The sequence below is a fragment of the Halovivax ruber XH-70 genome (assembly GCF_000328525.1).
Lineage (GTDB): Archaea > Halobacteriota > Halobacteria > Halobacteriales > Natrialbaceae > Halovivax > Halovivax ruber.
Window position 1 is genome coordinate 361,547 of record NC_019964.1, and the last position, 14,560, is coordinate 376,106.

Sequence of the window (14,560 nt, forward strand, 5' to 3'; positions counted from 1 at the left end):
GCAGTCGTCGTCGAACGGCCCCACAACGGTTATCCGAGCCGACGCTGGCAGCTGCCACAGAGGTTCTCTTCTTTGATATCGACTTTCTGTACCGTCCGGGAGAAGTTCATCACGCAGCGGTTGTTGTTGCAGTGTTCGAGTCCGTAGGTGTGACCGATCTCGTGGACGACTTCCTTGCGGATGCGATCGTCGACGATGTCGCTCGCGCTCTTGTTCGAGAAGCCGCCGTCGGAGCTGGTCTGGAGCCGATAGGTCGAGACGACGCTCCCGCTGCCGTCGAGATAGGCGAGGCCGAAGACGTAGTTTCGTCGCCGGTAGAAGATGTCCTGGGGCGTGATGGCGATGTTCTTGTCGCCGCGGCCGACGCGCTCGGCCAACTGGATGAAGCTTTCCGCGCTGTACTGGCTCCGGCCGGAGTCGTATGCGCCAGTAGGAATCGACTGCCCGTCACCGATCGTGACGTCGCAGTCGTACACCGAGCGCAACGCCGATGAGGCCTCCCGCTTGACCCGCGCGGACACCTCGCCGACCGGAACGATGTCGACGTGCATGACAACGGCTAAGACTGCACCCGGCATAAACGTCCCGCCGTGACTCGATCCACACCGCTCGACGACGCGCTGGTCGACCGCCTGTCCACCTACGAGCGAGTCGTCGAGGTGGGGATCGGCCGTCGGACGGCGGTCGCCGCCTCGCTGGCCGACCGTGGCGTCGCCGTCACCGCGACGGACGTTCACGCCCGCTCGGTCCCCGATCCCGTCGACTTCGTTCGCGACGACGTGTTGGCGCCCGCCCCGACCGTCTACGACGGTGCCGACGCGATCTACGCGCTGAACCTGCCGCCCGAACTACACCGGCCCGTGGCCGAGGTCGCCACCGACGTGGGCGCGGACTTCCTGTTCACCACGCTCGGTGGCGATCAGCCACAGCTCCCCGTCGCACGCGAGTCGCTGCCGGTCGGGGCGCTGTTCGTCGCCTCCCTTTCGGGCCCGGGCGACGGGTGAGTGCGACCGCTACCCGACGGCTGGCGGAAATCGTCCGTCGTCGACCGACGGACTTCTGCCCGGTTTGTCGCTTGCCGCCGTCAACCGACGAACTTCTGCTCGGTTCGTCGATTGCCGCCGTCGACCGACGAACCGCCGACCTTTATTCACTGCCCCACCCACTGGCGACCATGACCGACGTTCTCGAAGCCGACGCCGTCGTCCTCGACGTCGACGGCGTCCTCGTCGACGTGGCCGACTCCTATCGACGGGCCATCGTCGAGTCCGTCGAGCGCTGCTACGGCCGAACGATCGACCGGGCGGCCGTCCAGGCGTTCAAAGATGCCGGCGGGTTCAACAACGACTGGGACGTGACCGACGCGGTCGCGCTGTACGTCTTGGCCTCGGGCGAGGGCTACGACGCCTCGATCGCGACCTACACCGACGCTATCGCCGACCGTGGCGGCGGCCTCGACGCGGCGGAGTCGGTCGTCTCGGACGCACTCGACGCGACGGCACTCGAACGCGTCGTCTCTCGCTGGGATCGCGACCGGCTCCGCGAGGTATTCCAGGGACTGTACCTGGGTGCGGACCTCTACCGATCGATCGAGGGCGGCGAACCGGACGTCCCGGACCGGCCGGGCGCGACGGACGTCGACCTCGCTCGAAACGTCGACGGCACGGTCAGGACCGAGCGCGGGACCGAATCGACGGCCGCTCCCGATGGTGAGTCAGCCGACGCTGTCGGTCCCGACGCGCTCCGCGGGTTCATCCACGACGAACCCGTCATCATCACCGACGAGACGCGCGAGTGGCTCACGACGAACGTCGACCTGGGCATCCTCACCGGCCGGCCGGAGGCGGAGGCCCAGATCGCCCTCGGGCGGGCGGGACTCGACGACCTTCCGGCCGACCACCGGTTCACGATGGACGACTGGGACGCGAGCAAGCCCGAGCCGGACGCGCTGACGACGCTGGCCGAGCGCCTCGAGGCCGAGACGGTTGTCTTCGTCGGCGACACGCTCGACGACGTCCGCACCGCGACCAACGCGGCCGACGCGGATCCACACCGCATCTATCACGGCGTCGGCGTCCTCTCCGGCGGGCTCTCGGGCGAGTCCGGCCGGAACAAATTTGCCCAGGCGGGCGCGGTCGCCGTCTGTGAGTCGGTCAACGACGTCCCCGACCTGCTCGAGTAAGGGGTCGGCGGTGACGGGACGCCGGAGCGGTTTTCCCCACACGTTCACTTTCACTCCGGTTGGCTGATGGTTTTGGTCGGCTCCGTCGAAGCGCATGCCATCCAATGAGTGTCAATTTGTCGCGGATCCTCGAACACATCGACGGTGAACTGGTCGAGTCGTCGGAGCGAACGGACGCGTCGGTCTCGGCCGGCGTCGACACGGGCGAGACGATCACGCTCACGCTGGAGGCCGACGGCCCGGAGTCTACGACACAGGCGATCTCGGTGGAGCTGACGCACTCGGAGGCACGGCTCCTGGGCGGGCGGCTGATCGAACCGACGTCCTGACCGTCGGCGCGGGCCCGCTCGGGGCCGAGCGACACGTTCGATGTGCCATCCGGCAGTTCGGGCCCAATTCACACCGCGGTTTTACCCGCTCGTCCGTGGTAGCGACGCGAACCGATGGCCGACCTCGCATCCGGTCCGGGATCGCTCCCTGGGACCCACACCTCCCCCTGGCTGGTACGCACCGACGATGTTCCCCGGTTCGATCCGCTCGCTGGCGACGAGACGGCCGACGTCGTGATCGTCGGGGCGGGTATCGCTGGCCTCTCGACCGCGGCCGAACTCGCCGATCGTGGCTACGACGTCGTCGTGCTCGAGCGTGATCGGGTCGCCGGCGGCGTCACCGGACGGTCGACGGCGAAGGTCACCAGTCAGCACGGGCTGCTCTACGACGACCTGCGCGACTCGTTCGGCGGGACCCGCGCCCGCCAGTACGCCAGCGCGAACCAGGCGGCGATCGAGACGGTCGCCGAGCGGGTCGCGGCGCTGGATATCGCCGACGACTGTGGCTTTCGCCGGTGTCCGGCGTACGTCTACGGCGACGATCGTGGGGCGATCGAGCGCGAGGCCGACGCCGAGGCGGCTGCCGGGTTGCCCGCGTCGTTCGTCACTTCCGTCCCACCGTTCGAGTCGGCCGACTGTGGCGTCAGGGTCGACGATCAGGCCTGTCTCGACCCGCGACGGTACCTCCTCGCGCTGGCCGAGGGGCTTGTAGACGGGGACTTCGAGGCGAGTGGTTCGATCAGCGGTGACGATCCCGCTGCGTCGACCGGCAGTGGAGGCGACGCAGCAGCCTCGACTGGTGGCAGTGGCGCCTCGTCGACCTCGACCGGTGACGGTAGCGACTCGGTTGCCCCGACCGGCGGCGACGCGAGCTTCGGTTCTGTCGCCGTTCACGAAGAGACACGCGTGACGGCTGTCGAGCCCGGTCGCACGCCCAGCGTCGAGACCGCCCGCGGGACGGTCACGGCCGATCGGGTCGTCCTCGCGACGGGGTTTCCGCTCCTCGATCGGCTCGGATTGTTCGCCCGGCTGGCGCCGAAGCGCTCGTACGTGCTGGCGATCCGGATCGACGGGGAGGCGCCTGAGGGGCTGTACTACCGGCCGGCGGAGGGGAGCCGGCCGTACCGATCGGTGCGAGCACATGCCGGAACCCGATCGGGTGGCACTGGAACGGCGGGTGGCGACGAGACTGCCGCTACTGCTGGACCACTCGTCCTCGTCGTCGGCGAGAACCACAAGACCGGCCAGGGTGGCCCCACGCGCGAGCGCTACCGCCGCCTCGTCGAGTGGGCCGCGGACCGATTCGCCGTACGCGAAGTCGCCTACCGCTGGTCCACGCAGGACTACGTCGCCGCGGATCGCGTTCCGCTCGTCGGACCTGCCGGGCCGGGTGCGCGAAACGTCTCCCTGGCCACCGGCTTCGGCGGCTGGGGGATGACGGGCGGGACGGTGGCTGGGCGACTCCTGGCACAGTTGCACGACGGCGAGGAACCGCCGATCGCGTCGCTGTACGACCCGCGACGGTTCACGCCAGTCGCTTCGATCGGGCAACTGGCGACCGAGAACGCGGACGTCGCCGGGCAGTTCGCCACCGACTGGCTGCGGACGCTCTTCGGGCCGGGAACCGTCGCCGTCGAACCCGGCGAGGGACGCGTCGTTCGTCGCGACGGCCGGCCGATCGCCGTCTCCCGTGACCAGGATGGTAAGTTGCACGCCGTCTCGGCCATCTGCTCGCACGCCTACTGCGTGGTCGACTGGAACGACGGCGAGGCAACCTGGGATTGTCCCTGTCACGGGTCCAGATTCGACCCAGATGGGCGACTCATCGAGGGGCCGGCGACGGACGGACTCGCTGCCGCGGAGCACGAGGCGACCGGTGACCGTACCGACCACGAGCGAGACTGACCGCCAGTTGCGTCTGGGCGAGATATACGTGTCTCGGTGCGTTCTCGTCCCGTCGCCGATTCTATCCTCTCTTGGCAGTCGGATAATTTATCGACCTGGGGAAACAATACTTGGGTATGGCCGACCAGCATGACGTGTCGGGGGCTGGCTCCACTCGGGTAGCCGTCGCGCAGACCGTTCGGACGTTCGTCGTCGTGTTCGCCCTGCTCGCGGTCGTCGCCTTCCTCGGCCTCGAGCTGCTGGCAACCAGCGGTGTCGTCGATCTGACGGGGGTCGCAAACTGGGTTCTGATCCCGGTCGTCCTCGGCGTCTCGACGCTCGTCACGGGCTGGCTCGTCAACGGCGGCTACGACCGATTCGACGCGGATCCGTCTGCCGCCGGTCGATTCGGCTGGCTCGTCTTCCTGTCCGTCCCGTTCGCCTTGCTCCCGACCAGAGTGGCGCTCGCGGCGTTCGGGTTCGACTACTTCGGTGCGTCGGCGATCGTGCTCGGACTCGCGATCGTCCTCGCGGGGTGGCTCGTCTACGGCGGTGGCGAGCGACTCGGTATCGAGCCGCGACACGTCGCACACGCGGCGATCGCGTCCATCGTGCTTCTCGTCGGTGGGTCGGTGATCGCGTCACAGGTCGCCCCCGGTCGGCTTCTCGGCCCGGTCGAGACGGGCCTCGTCGCCGTCGCCGCCCAGCTCGCCGCGCTGTGGGTGGGGTTCAGCGGGACCGTGGACCGATTGCTATCCTGAACCAAGCGAGTCGTCAGTCACACCGGTAATCGCTGGCCACTCATCTGCCTGCAGGGGCGGAAGCAGCCTCGTACGCCCGACACCGTCGCTACGATGGATGTCGAGTTCACAACGGGTTTAGCGGGTCTGTGATGTGTGGTTTCACCCGTCACCTTCCTCGAGGCGAATATATGAAAGAAATTCTCCGTTCCGAGGCTGGTCTATCCTATGTTGTAATCGAGTCCGTTGAATTTGAACTAAACTAGCGGAAGTGATCAGACGAACTGCTCAACTCCGGTGTACGCATCGCGATTGATCCATCCCTGTGAGACGATCCGGTGTCCGACTCCAGCCCAGCAAGTGAACTTCGGTCGTACAGCGGTGTCGAGTCGTCCTCCGGCCGTTCGGCGTATCGTTACCGTGAAAATCCGTGAAATACGGTGCGCTACGATGCTTATGTCCACTATTATGCTATTTCTGTGGGTTATGGATCATCCAGCGGTGTAACCAGTATCTGTGAGGCCAGACTCTGTGGGACACTCGTCTGTTCACCGGTGTCCCCGATAGCAAGAACCACCATCCCAATTGGCGTGGTTTCGACGAGGCGAATACGTTCTGTCGGTTCCAGCCCAACCGAAACGAGATGCTCCAGAACCTCGTCATCCTGCGTCAATATCCGCGTAACTTCTACACTTACAGACTTATCAACGTCGACTAGCGAGGTGACGTCCGCTGATTGAGGGAGGTCAAGGTTACTGTCGGGGATAGGATCGCCGTGCGGGTCGGTTTCTGGCATGTCGAGCTTCCGTTCGATTTTCCGACAGAGCCGATTACTGAGGTGATGCTCCAAGATATCGGCCTCGGCGTCGACTTCACTGATCGCGTAATCGAACAACTCCGTAAGCATCGTCTCGGCAAGTCGGTGTTTGCGGACCACTCGTAGTGCGATTTTCTTGCCTTCGGTCGTGAGACGAATGGGGCGATACCGTTCTCGGTCGATTAACCCCTGCTTCGAGAGCGTACTGAGCATACTCGTTACTGATGCTCGGGTAACACCGAGTTGCTCTGCAATCTCTGAGTTGGACACCCGGCCGTCGGCTTCCTGTTCGAGACGGTAGATGTGCCGGAGATAGTCTTCCATCTTCGGCGTGATCGCTGGCAACGACTCGGGCGTGTTTGGGGTGTCTGAATCTGATAAACTCATTTTGTCTAGTCTGATTGAATGCTTATCTCACGGGTTACCGCACAGGCTCGTTGTGGAAGGGGTCATCAGTCGTCACTCGGTTTGGCTTCGCCCATGTCGATGCTTCCCATCTCGGGGCTGTCCTCCTCACCGAGGGCCGTCTGGAGTTTTCCGAGCACCACAGCGACGACGTAGATCGCGACTGCGAGGAGAACGATCACGCCTCCGGCAGTCGCCTCGGCATAGTACGAGACACCGATGCCGAGGATGACGGCTAACTCGGCGAGTACGACCGACACGAGTATCGATTCGTTGAAGCTCCGAGAGATCTGTGATGCGCCAGCGACGGGCACGACGAGCATCGCAGCTACGAGGATGACCCCCATAATCTGCATTGCGCCGACCACGACCATCGCTGTCAGCAACACCATGATGCGATTGTACCAACTGACCGAGAGCCCAGACACTGCTGCTGCCGTCTCGTCGAAGGTGACGTACAGCAATTGATTGTGCGTGAGCGCAACCACGCCGATGATAATGCCGAATAGTAGTAGGAGTATCGCAGCACTATCCTGCGAGACTGTGGCGAGGTTCCCGAAGAGGTACTGGTTTACCCCAACGGAAAGCCCACCGGCGTTGATGCTGATCAGTGTCGTCCCCAACGCGAAGCCCGTCGAGAGCACGATAGCCATCGAAACGTCGTTGTAGGCATCTGTCGCCTCCGATATCAGCTCGATGAACAGCGCAGCGATCATCGAAACCACGACTGCCGTCAGGTACGGCGAGACCCCGAGTTCGAAGACGGCGTTGACGAATAATCCCACGGCGACGCCCGCAAACCCGGTGTGGGCGAGCGCGTCACCGATCAGTGCCAACTGCCGATGAACGAGGAAGGTCCCGATCAAGGGTGCCATCACCCCGATACAGAGTCCGACGAGGATCGCCCGGTGCATGAAGCTGTACTGGAGAAGTTCTAGTCCAGTCATCCCAGCCACCCAGGACATGAAGCCCGACCAGAGTTGCAGGAACCAGTACAGTGGTTCGAACACGGGGCTCAAGGGTCCCGCTTGCAGTAGTAGGGTGGGTTGGTACGTCATCGAGAACCACCTAACAGGTTCGCTGTGGTGCCAAAGGCGCGAGCCAGGGCGTCACTCTCGACGAACTCGCTGGCCGACCCGTCGAAGTATATCTCCCGGTTGAGACAGATGACGCGTTCGGCGTGTTCGGTGACTGCGCCCAGGTCGTGCTCGATGAGTAGAACCGTGATACCGTCCCGGTTCAGTGCATCTAGGAGGTCGTAGAACGCCTCGACCGATTCAATGTCGACACCAACGGTCGGTTCGTCGAGGACGAGCAGGTCGGCCTCGCTGGCGAGCGCACGGGCGATGAACGCCCGCTGGCGCTGGCCGCCAGACAACTGTGTCACACGACGATTGGCGAAGGCCGTCATGCCGACGGTGTCGAGCGCCCGGTCGACGATGTCCCAGTCCTCGCTGGAGAGGCGACCGAAGACGGCGTCAAGGGCTCCTCTGGAGGTGCAGAGCGGGTCCTCGCGTACTGCGTCGATGACCGTCTGGTCGTCGTCGATCAGTCGGTCGAAGCCGACGTGTGGAAACCGACCCATCTTTACGACTTCTCGGACGGTGATCGGCATCTCTTTCGAGGCGCTGGCGTGCTGGGCGACGTAGCCGATCCGCTCGCCATCGTCGAACTGACGCGAGGGTTCGCCGAATAGTCTGGCGTCTCCCTCGTCCGGTCGAAGCAACCCCAACATCAACTTCATCAGCGTCGATTTCCCCGACCCGTTCGGACCGACGACCGCAACGTACTCGCCAGGGTCGATCCGAAGCGAGATATCCTCGACGACCGGGGTAGACGTGTATCCGAAGTCGATCCCGGATAGTTCGATGACCGACTCAGTGCTGCTTGCCGTCCCCGAACTCGTGGTACTCGCAGGGGTTTGTGTGCTCATTGGAAGTTCACTCGAAGCTCATCCACTCGTCGGCCCAGCCATCGGGCCCGACTTCTTCGGGCTGTTTGTTGCCGAGCACGACCTCGAACGTGGGCATATTGATGTTGTAAGCGATTTCCTCGTACCCCCAGTTGTTCTCAACCCAGTCCTCCCGAACGCCAGCGTACGGCGTCACGGGATAGTATGCCTCGACCGCCGTCTCGGCGACGAGTTGTTGTGCAGGCCTGCGCGTCTCGAACACCGCGGCACCGATGTACTTGATATCGTTCTCGTCGATGACGCGCTTGGCTTCCGTGATGTCGGAAGGCTTGACATTGCCGCTGGCAGCGAGGTTCACGACGAGTGGGCGCATTTGGATGTCGTACTTGACGCCGATGTACTGGAACGCGTTGTGAGCGGCGAGTTGGACGACATCGCGTTCGGCGGCGTCGAAGATTGCCTGGTAATCCTGATCGATCTGTTCGAGGACGTCGGTCTTGTAGGTCGAGGCGTTCTCCCGGAACGTCGATTCGTGGTCCGGTGCGAGTTCGACGAGCCCATCGGTAATGTTGTCGACGGACTGCTTCGCGCGGTCGGGATCGAGCCAGAAGTGGGGGTCCTTCCCTCGACCCTCGCCGACACCTTCTTCATCGGGGTCGAGGCTGGCGGCGAGGTCGACCAGTCCGATTCCCTCCCGGACGTTGATGAGTTGGGTGTCGACGTTGTCGTCTTTGAGCGTCTGGATTGCCCGGTCGGCCCAGGGCTGGAAGTCTGAGCCGACGTGGATGAACGCATCGGCTTCGATGATATCCCTGGTGATACTCGCGTCCGGTTCCCAGCCGTGGCCGTGGAGCCCGGTTGGAATCAGGTTTCGCACTTCGACAGGAGTTCCGTTTGCGACCTTTCGGGCGAAGTCATAGAAGCTGAAGAACGAAGCGACGGCGACGGGGCCCTCTACACTCGCGTCTTTGTTGCTACTGAAACCACCTATACACCCGGCGAGGCCGGTGGCGAAAAGTCCTGTACCCGCAGTAATGGCCCTTCTGCGTGAGAAACTGTACGTCGTCTTCGACTGTGTCGTGTCGTCCATCTTCGGCTAGACTGCAGGGGGCAAATGATATAGTAGTTGCTATCAAAAGGATAGTTTAGACGGGTCTAATTCAGTGACTGTCGTCTCTCACGTCGAGATATCGGCGTGAGCAATACTTATTAACATATTGAGGAAAATACCGTCCACGACTATCGCCTCGGGCCGGGATTGCTCTCTAATGTAATCTATAGCTACAATCATAATTGAATCGAACACTTCGTTCGCCGTTCTAGTTTTGCGACAAAGCGGATGGAGATGGCGACGCCAATAGTGGGTAGCCGGTATTCGGGGTCGTGGGGTAATACGAGAGCCATATGCACTGAGAGTGCTAGTCTCGACTCCTGCACCACGACTGTCGAGGACGCCCTCGACCGTGCCGCGGACCTCCCGACCGACGAGGCCGTGTCCCACCTCCGCTCGGCGGCTGCGGCGCTCGAATCGGCCCGCGAGCGCGACGCGATCGATACCGAGACGGCCGACGCGCTCGCGACCCGCCTCTCCCAGCGCATCCGGGCGATCGAGGTGCGTGACGCCGACGACGCCGAACTGGGGGCGGCGCTGAATCCGGACGAGGAGGACACGGTCTGACCGACAGTGTCGTCGTCCGTTCAGGCCCGACACCGACCACGGCACGGCTGGCCCGCTCCAATCGATTTATCCGGTGGCCGCCCGGATGCGGAGGTATGCGACTCGCACTACTCGGCGGGACGGGCGACATCGGGGAGGGACTCGCGCTTCGCTTCGCGCGGGATACGGAACACGAGGTTCTGATCGGCTCGCGCGACCCGGAGAAGGCGCGCGACGCGGTCGAGAGCTACGAGGAGCGCCTGGCCGACGCCGGTGCGTCCGGCGACCTGAAGGGCTTCGCCAACGAGATGGCGGCCGACCGGGCCGATGTCGTGATCCTCTCGGTCCCACCGTACTACGCGGGCGACACCGTCGAGGCCGTCGCCGACCAGCTCGATTCGGACACGATCCTCGTCACGCCCGCGGTGGGCATGAAAGGCGACGAGGACGGGATGCACTACCACCCACCGGGGACGGGCAGCGTGACGGAGCTGGTCGCCCAGCGCGCCCCCGACGATGTCCCGGTCGTCGGTGCCTTCCACAATCTCGCCGCCGGCAAACTCGCCGACCTCTCGACCGAGTTCGACCTCGACACGCTCGTCGTCGCCGACGACGCGGACGCGAAGGGAACGGTGCGCCAGCTCGCCGAGGAGATCGAGGGACTGCGCGCGTTAGACGCCGGCCCGCTCGCGAACGCGGCGGAGGTCGAGAGCGTCACCCCGCTGGTCATCAACGTCGCCAAACACAACGACGGCATGCACGACGTCGGCGTGAAGTGGATCTAGGTCCGGCGACGATCCTCGATCACGACTTCGAGAACGACGACGGCATCGCCGCGGCCGCGAAACTGGTTTCACAGCCGCCTCGCTCGCTTCGAGATACCTCCGTCGCTCGTCGCTAGCGCAGAAACCGAAAATCGATCGTCAGGTCGGTCAGTCTACGCGCCGGCGGATTCCAGCGCGTCCTCGATGTCCTCACGCTGGGTGACGCCGACGAAGCGCTCGACGATGCCGTCGTCGTTCTCGATCACGAGCGTCGGGAGCGAGCGCACCTGATACTCGTTCGCGACGTCCTGGGCCTCGTCGACGTTTACCTTCTCGACTTCGAATCCGCCGTCCCAGTCGTCTTCGATCTCCTCTAAGATCGGGTCCTGGGTCTTGCAGGGGCCACACCAGTCCGCGTAGAAGTCCTTGAGCGTGACGGTCATAGCGTACCTCGGGGTTCCCGCGCGTCGCGCATAAGGGTTTCCCAGTGCGGTACGTTTGCCGGCAGATGGGCTGCAGAACGGGTGCCAGCAGCGACAGCGCAGGCCCATTGCTGGCCCGTGGCCGGGGGCTTCTCCGTCCCGACGCTACATTCGCACCGACTGGGCGTGGACGGTCGCGCCCACGTCCAGCACGTTCGCCTCGTCGACGATCCCGACCTCGATGGCCAGCTCGACGGCCTCGTGTCCGACGATGTTGGCCACGTCTGCCCGGACGAGCGCGTCGCGGGCGGCCGCCGGCTCCACCGGCTCCGTCCCGTAGAAGTCTTCGGTGACGGTGAGCGAGACGGCGCCGTCTTCGAACGTCTCGCCGAGGATATCCGCGTCGCAGACGGCCACCAGCGTCCCCTCGGGCGTCTCGCGTTTGGTGCAGACGACGGGCGTGTCGGCGCCGTCCTCGCTCGTTGCCCCGTTCTCGCCCGTCATTCGTCGAGGCGGGTCTCCTGCTGGTCGTCTATCAGCTGCTGTTCGGCTTCCTCCCGACGCTCTTCGGCCTCGTCGGCGACCCGTTCGGCCTCCTCGTGCTCGCCGAGGTCTTCGAGGATTCGCGCCTTCTCCTCTAGCACCTGCGAGCTGCGCATGCCGAGGCGGATGGCGTTGTCGATGCACCGAAGCGCCTCATCCGAGAGGCCACGCTCTTGCAGGAAGAACGCGCGGTTGTACCACCCTTCACCGAAGCGAGGGTCACGCTCGACGGCGCGCTCGGCGTGTTCGAGTGCCTGTGCCGTCTCACCGTACTCCCAGAGGGCGAACGCGAGGTTGCTCTCGGCGGTGGCGGCGTGTTCACTCGCCGACCGGGTGTTCGACGTCTCGTCCTCGGTCGTCTCGATCTCGGTTTGCTCGACGATGTTCAACGCCTCGCGGTAGGCGCCGATGGCCTCGTCCCACTCCTCTAACTCGGCGTGGGCAACGCCCTTGTTCGTCCAGGCCTCCTGGGCGAGCCGGTCGTCCTCGGTGAAGCGAGCCGCGCGTTCGAACGTCTCGGTCGCCTGCTCGAACCGGTTGATCTGCATATAGTTGAGGCCGACGTCGAGGACCTCCTCGGCCTCGATGTCCTCGTTCGTCAGCTGGCGCTCGTCGAGCAGGTCCGCGATCGCTCGCGAGTCGACGGGGTCGACCTTCCCCGGATCGACGTCGAGCTCCGGCGGGTCGAGGTCGAACTCGTCGTAGGGATCGTCGAAGCCGGCGCCCTCGGAGAAGCGGTGCCGGTCGTCGCCCGCGTCGTCTGTCATGGCAAAACGTAGTCGCCCGGACGGGTTAAGACCTGCGCACTTCCCTTTGTCCACTTCTGGAACGTCCCTTTGTCCACTCCTGGACCGTCACTCCCGTCCGCGCACGATTCAAGGACACGCGCCTCGAATCCTGGTATATGCGACTGTTCGTCAGCGTCGACCTCCCCGACGCGCTCGCCCCGGCGGTCGCCGACGTGCAGGGCGCCTTCGCCGACGCGTCGGGCCTGTCGTTCACCGACCCCGAACAGGCCCACATCACGCTGAAGTTCCTCGGCGAGGTCGATTCGGACCGCGTTCCCGAGCTCGAAGCGGCGCTCGAGACCGCCGTCGACGAGTCGGGCGTCACGCCGTTTCCGGTCACCTACGGCGGACTCGGCGTCTTTCCGGACCTGTCGTACATCTCCGTGCTCTGGCTGGGTGTGATCGAGGGCGGCGAGGAACTCACGCACCTCCACGAAGCGATCGAGACGCGGACGACCGCCCTCGGATTCGACCCCGAATCACACGACTTCACCCCGCACGTCACCCTCGCCCGGATGGAACACGCCGGCGGGAAGGAACTCGTCCAAGACCTGGTCACCGACTGGGAGCCGATCGAATCAGACGCTCTGGCAGCACAGTACCCGGGCGAGCGTGGCCCCGTGGTCGGCGAGACGACGATCGAGGCGGTTCGTCTCACGGAGAGTACGCTCGGTCCCGACGGGCCAGTGTACGAGACCGTTACGACGATATCACTCGGATAGCTGTCCGACCGGGTGGCCGAACTCGATCGCACTGGTGCCAGCCGAACCGGCGTTTCGTCCGTCGACCGAGTTCGAACCGGTCACGTAATCCGACGGTAGTGGCCCCGATTACAGGGAAGCGCAGGCGTACAGCCGGGAGGATAATGCGACTCGCCGGCGTGAAGCGGTGCGCATGGCGATCTCGACACCGGCCCGGCGCCGTCGACCGGGTGGGTCGCGGTGAGTCTCGAATCGGACGACGACGGCGATCCAGCGGCTGGTCGGATTGCCGACGCTGAGCGAGCTCCCCCAGCGGCGGATACTGCAGGGCGGACGCGGGTGTGTTCACGGCGGGCCGTCCTCGGTGCAGCGCTGGCCACGACCGGGGTGTGTGCGCCCGTCGCTGGTTCCATCACGACCGCCGGTAGCGATGCCACACTGCAGGTGATCGTCTCTCCGGGTCCGACGCCACTGTACGCCCGCCTTCGAGACGGCCTGGATGCCGTTCGAACCGACTGGACGAGCATCCACGAGGCGGCGGTGGCGGCCGTCGCGGACGCCCTCGGACAGATCGAGACGTACGCGCACGAGACGGGTCGCGACTGGCTCGACGTCGCCGTCGACCGCGGGCAGTCGCTCGGTTCTCCGTTCGCAACAGCGTCGCCGCTCGACACCGCAACGGCCGTCGAGCGGGTCTACGACGGCTTCCGGGAGGTGATCGGCGTGGGGCTGGACGAACTGCAATGTCACCTGCTGTGCTGGTGGGGGCCGTTCGACTATCGGATCGGCTACGGGCGGACGGTGCCCGGCGACGGCCGTGTGGGTCGCGGCGACCACTCCGCCGGGCTGGCGATCGCGAACGTCGGCGCGACAGAAGGCTGGGACGGCCGTGCAGTGACGCGGAACGTGGCGATCCACGAGGTCCTCCACACCTACCTCTCGCCGGCCGACGCCGCGGCGGTGGGCGACAGTCGGTGTGACCACGACCTCGGGACCATCCGCGAGCCGGAACCAGCCGTTCGTGAAATCTCACCGATGGCGACCACCTACGCCGGCGGTGGGGCGGACGACCGTGGACCGATTCATCTGCTCGCCGATGGCCTGCTGGGCTCGAACGGCGCCACGCGCTGGGCCGGTCGCGGTTGCGTCAATCAGGACGCGCTTCCAGAACGCGGGCCGGAAGCGGGGGATGGACCGGCGGATGCCGACGTCACCTGGCGTCACTCGACGCGACTCACCGCGGAGACGATGGAGGCCGTCTGTCGGTACGTGGAGCGGACACTGCGGTGACGTGGTCCGGGGCTCACTGACTCGGCCGGGACTCTCGGGCCTGTGCTCGAAACCGAGCGCCCAATTCACCGTAGCACGCGTTCAGGGCCGCGAATTCCGCCCGCACGCGGGATGGACAAGCCTTTA

At 64.9% G+C, this 14,560-nt stretch carries 18 protein-coding genes; 10 read left to right on the plus strand and 8 right to left on the minus strand.

What is annotated here, in order from left to right:
• Positions 1–29: 29 nt before the first annotated feature.
• Positions 30–551, minus strand: a complete 522-nt coding sequence (locus HALRU_RS01565; protein ID WP_007699998.1) for an archaemetzincin family Zn-dependent metalloprotease — start codon at positions 549–551, stop codon at positions 30–32.
• Positions 552–590: 39 nt separating this feature from the next.
• Here HALRU_RS01565 and HALRU_RS01570 point away from each other — a divergent pair, with 39 nt between their 5' ends.
• The 5 genes from HALRU_RS01570 (at position 591) to HALRU_RS01590 (ending at position 5,156) form a co-directional block, all read left to right on the plus strand.
• Positions 591–1,004 carry a UPF0146 family protein gene (locus HALRU_RS01570; protein ID WP_015299669.1) on the plus strand — a complete coding sequence of 138 codons (414 nt, stop codon included), beginning with the start codon at positions 591–593 and terminating at the stop codon, positions 1,002–1,004.
• Positions 1,005–1,174: 170 nt separating this feature from the next.
• Entirely contained in the window at positions 1,175–2,182 is a 1,008-nt protein-coding gene (locus tag HALRU_RS01575; RefSeq protein ID WP_015299670.1) for a TIGR01548 family HAD-type hydrolase, read from the plus strand.
• Between the two features lie 104 nt (positions 2,183–2,286).
• Complete coding sequence (locus tag HALRU_RS01580; RefSeq protein WP_015299671.1) at positions 2,287–2,511, plus strand: hypothetical protein; 225 nt, start codon at positions 2,287–2,289, stop codon at positions 2,509–2,511.
• 114 nt (positions 2,512–2,625) lie between these two features.
• Positions 2,626–4,416: an FAD-dependent oxidoreductase gene (locus HALRU_RS01585; protein ID WP_015299672.1), complete on the plus strand. Its 1,791-nt coding sequence runs from the start codon at positions 2,626–2,628 to the stop codon at positions 4,414–4,416.
• A gap of 116 nt (positions 4,417–4,532) precedes the next feature.
• On the plus strand, positions 4,533–5,156 hold the full coding sequence (locus HALRU_RS01590) for a hypothetical protein (protein ID WP_015299673.1): 624 nt from the start codon (positions 4,533–4,535) through the stop codon (positions 5,154–5,156).
• A 463-nt stretch (positions 5,157–5,619) separates the two neighbouring features.
• Here the strand turns inward: HALRU_RS01590 and HALRU_RS01595 are convergent, their stop codons facing one another.
• From HALRU_RS01595 to HALRU_RS01610, 4 genes are all read right to left on the minus strand, one after another.
• Entirely contained in the window at positions 5,620–6,339 is a 720-nt protein-coding gene (locus HALRU_RS01595) for a metal-dependent transcriptional regulator (protein ID WP_015299674.1), read from the minus strand.
• A 65-nt stretch (positions 6,340–6,404) separates the two neighbouring features.
• The gene (locus tag HALRU_RS01600) at positions 6,405–7,415 is read right to left on the minus strand and encodes a metal ABC transporter permease (RefSeq protein WP_015299675.1); all 1,011 of its coding nucleotides are present in this window, start codon (positions 7,413–7,415) and stop codon (positions 6,405–6,407) included.
• Positions 7,412–8,290: a metal ABC transporter ATP-binding protein gene (locus HALRU_RS01605; RefSeq protein WP_015299676.1), complete on the minus strand. Its 879-nt coding sequence runs from the start codon at positions 8,288–8,290 to the stop codon at positions 7,412–7,414. The genes HALRU_RS01600 and HALRU_RS01605 overlap by 4 nt, the downstream gene beginning before the upstream one ends.
• A gap of 7 nt (positions 8,291–8,297) precedes the next feature.
• Positions 8,298–9,359, minus strand: coding sequence for a metal ABC transporter substrate-binding protein (locus HALRU_RS01610; RefSeq protein ID WP_015299677.1), 1,062 nt, complete (start codon positions 9,357–9,359; stop codon positions 8,298–8,300).
• 402 nt (positions 9,360–9,761) lie between these two features.
• On the opposite strand from HALRU_RS01610, the gene HALRU_RS01615 reads away from it, so the two are divergent.
• The 3 genes from HALRU_RS01615 (at position 9,762) to HALRU_RS16070 (ending at position 10,827) form a co-directional block, all read left to right on the plus strand.
• Entirely contained in the window at positions 9,762–9,947 is a 186-nt protein-coding gene (locus HALRU_RS01615) for a hypothetical protein (RefSeq protein WP_245547763.1), read from the plus strand.
• A 95-nt stretch (positions 9,948–10,042) separates the two neighbouring features.
• Complete coding sequence (npdG, locus tag HALRU_RS01620; protein WP_015299679.1) at positions 10,043–10,711, plus strand: NADPH-dependent F420 reductase; 669 nt, start codon at positions 10,043–10,045, stop codon at positions 10,709–10,711.
• The gene (locus tag HALRU_RS16070; RefSeq protein WP_281098670.1) at positions 10,702–10,827 is read left to right on the plus strand and encodes a hypothetical protein; all 126 of its coding nucleotides are present in this window, start codon (positions 10,702–10,704) and stop codon (positions 10,825–10,827) included. Before npdG ends, HALRU_RS16070 begins: the two co-directional genes overlap by 10 nt.
• A gap of 36 nt (positions 10,828–10,863) precedes the next feature.
• Here the strand turns inward: HALRU_RS16070 and HALRU_RS01625 are convergent, their stop codons facing one another.
• From HALRU_RS01625 to HALRU_RS01635, 3 genes are all read right to left on the minus strand, one after another.
• Positions 10,864–11,133, minus strand: a complete 270-nt coding sequence (locus HALRU_RS01625) for a thioredoxin family protein (protein WP_015299680.1) — start codon at positions 11,131–11,133, stop codon at positions 10,864–10,866.
• 144 nt (positions 11,134–11,277) lie between these two features.
• Entirely contained in the window at positions 11,278–11,616 is a 339-nt protein-coding gene (locus HALRU_RS01630) for a DUF424 domain-containing protein (RefSeq protein WP_015299681.1), read from the minus strand.
• Positions 11,613–12,422, minus strand: coding sequence for a tetratricopeptide repeat protein (locus HALRU_RS01635; RefSeq protein ID WP_015299682.1), 810 nt, complete (start codon positions 12,420–12,422; stop codon positions 11,613–11,615). The genes HALRU_RS01630 and HALRU_RS01635 overlap by 4 nt, the downstream gene beginning before the upstream one ends.
• A gap of 137 nt (positions 12,423–12,559) precedes the next feature.
• Here HALRU_RS01635 and thpR point away from each other — a divergent pair, with 137 nt between their 5' ends.
• Positions 12,560–13,165 carry an RNA 2',3'-cyclic phosphodiesterase gene (thpR, locus tag HALRU_RS01640; protein ID WP_015299683.1) on the plus strand — a complete coding sequence of 202 codons (606 nt, stop codon included), beginning with the start codon at positions 12,560–12,562 and terminating at the stop codon, positions 13,163–13,165.
• A 219-nt stretch (positions 13,166–13,384) separates the two neighbouring features.
• On the plus strand, positions 13,385–14,434 hold the full coding sequence (locus HALRU_RS01645) for a hypothetical protein (RefSeq protein WP_148680391.1): 1,050 nt from the start codon (positions 13,385–13,387) through the stop codon (positions 14,432–14,434).
• Positions 14,435–14,560: the final 126 nt, after the last annotated feature.

Bases quoted from the DNA above. Each gene is read 5' to 3' on its own strand.
- HALRU_RS01565 (WP_007699998.1), bottom strand. From the start codon at position 551: ATGCACGTCGACATCGTTCCGGTCGGCGAGGTGTCCGCGCGGGTCAAG.
- HALRU_RS01600 (WP_015299675.1), bottom strand. From the start codon at position 7,415: ATGACGTACCAACCCACCCTACTACTGCAAGCGGGACCCTTGAGCCCC.
- HALRU_RS01595 (WP_015299674.1), bottom strand. From the start codon at position 6,339: ATGAGTTTATCAGATTCAGACACCCCAAACACGCCCGAGTCGTTGCCA.
- HALRU_RS01590 (WP_015299673.1), top strand. From the start codon at position 4,533: ATGGCCGACCAGCATGACGTGTCGGGGGCTGGCTCCACTCGGGTAGCC.
- HALRU_RS01575 (WP_015299670.1), top strand. From the start codon at position 1,175: ATGACCGACGTTCTCGAAGCCGACGCCGTCGTCCTCGACGTCGACGGC.
- HALRU_RS01585 (WP_015299672.1), top strand. From the start codon at position 2,626: ATGGCCGACCTCGCATCCGGTCCGGGATCGCTCCCTGGGACCCACACC.
- HALRU_RS01625 (WP_015299680.1), bottom strand. From the start codon at position 11,133: ATGACCGTCACGCTCAAGGACTTCTACGCGGACTGGTGTGGCCCCTGC.
- npdG (WP_015299679.1), top strand. From the start codon at position 10,043: ATGCGACTCGCACTACTCGGCGGGACGGGCGACATCGGGGAGGGACTC.
- thpR (WP_015299683.1), top strand. From the start codon at position 12,560: ATGCGACTGTTCGTCAGCGTCGACCTCCCCGACGCGCTCGCCCCGGCG.
- HALRU_RS01635 (WP_015299682.1), bottom strand. From the start codon at position 12,422: ATGACAGACGACGCGGGCGACGACCGGCACCGCTTCTCCGAGGGCGCC.
- HALRU_RS01580 (WP_015299671.1), top strand. From the start codon at position 2,287: ATGAGTGTCAATTTGTCGCGGATCCTCGAACACATCGACGGTGAACTG.
- HALRU_RS01610 (WP_015299677.1), bottom strand. From the start codon at position 9,359: ATGGACGACACGACACAGTCGAAGACGACGTACAGTTTCTCACGCAGA.
- HALRU_RS01630 (WP_015299681.1), bottom strand. From the start codon at position 11,616: ATGACGGGCGAGAACGGGGCAACGAGCGAGGACGGCGCCGACACGCCC.
- HALRU_RS01605 (WP_015299676.1), bottom strand. From the start codon at position 8,290: ATGAGCACACAAACCCCTGCGAGTACCACGAGTTCGGGGACGGCAAGC.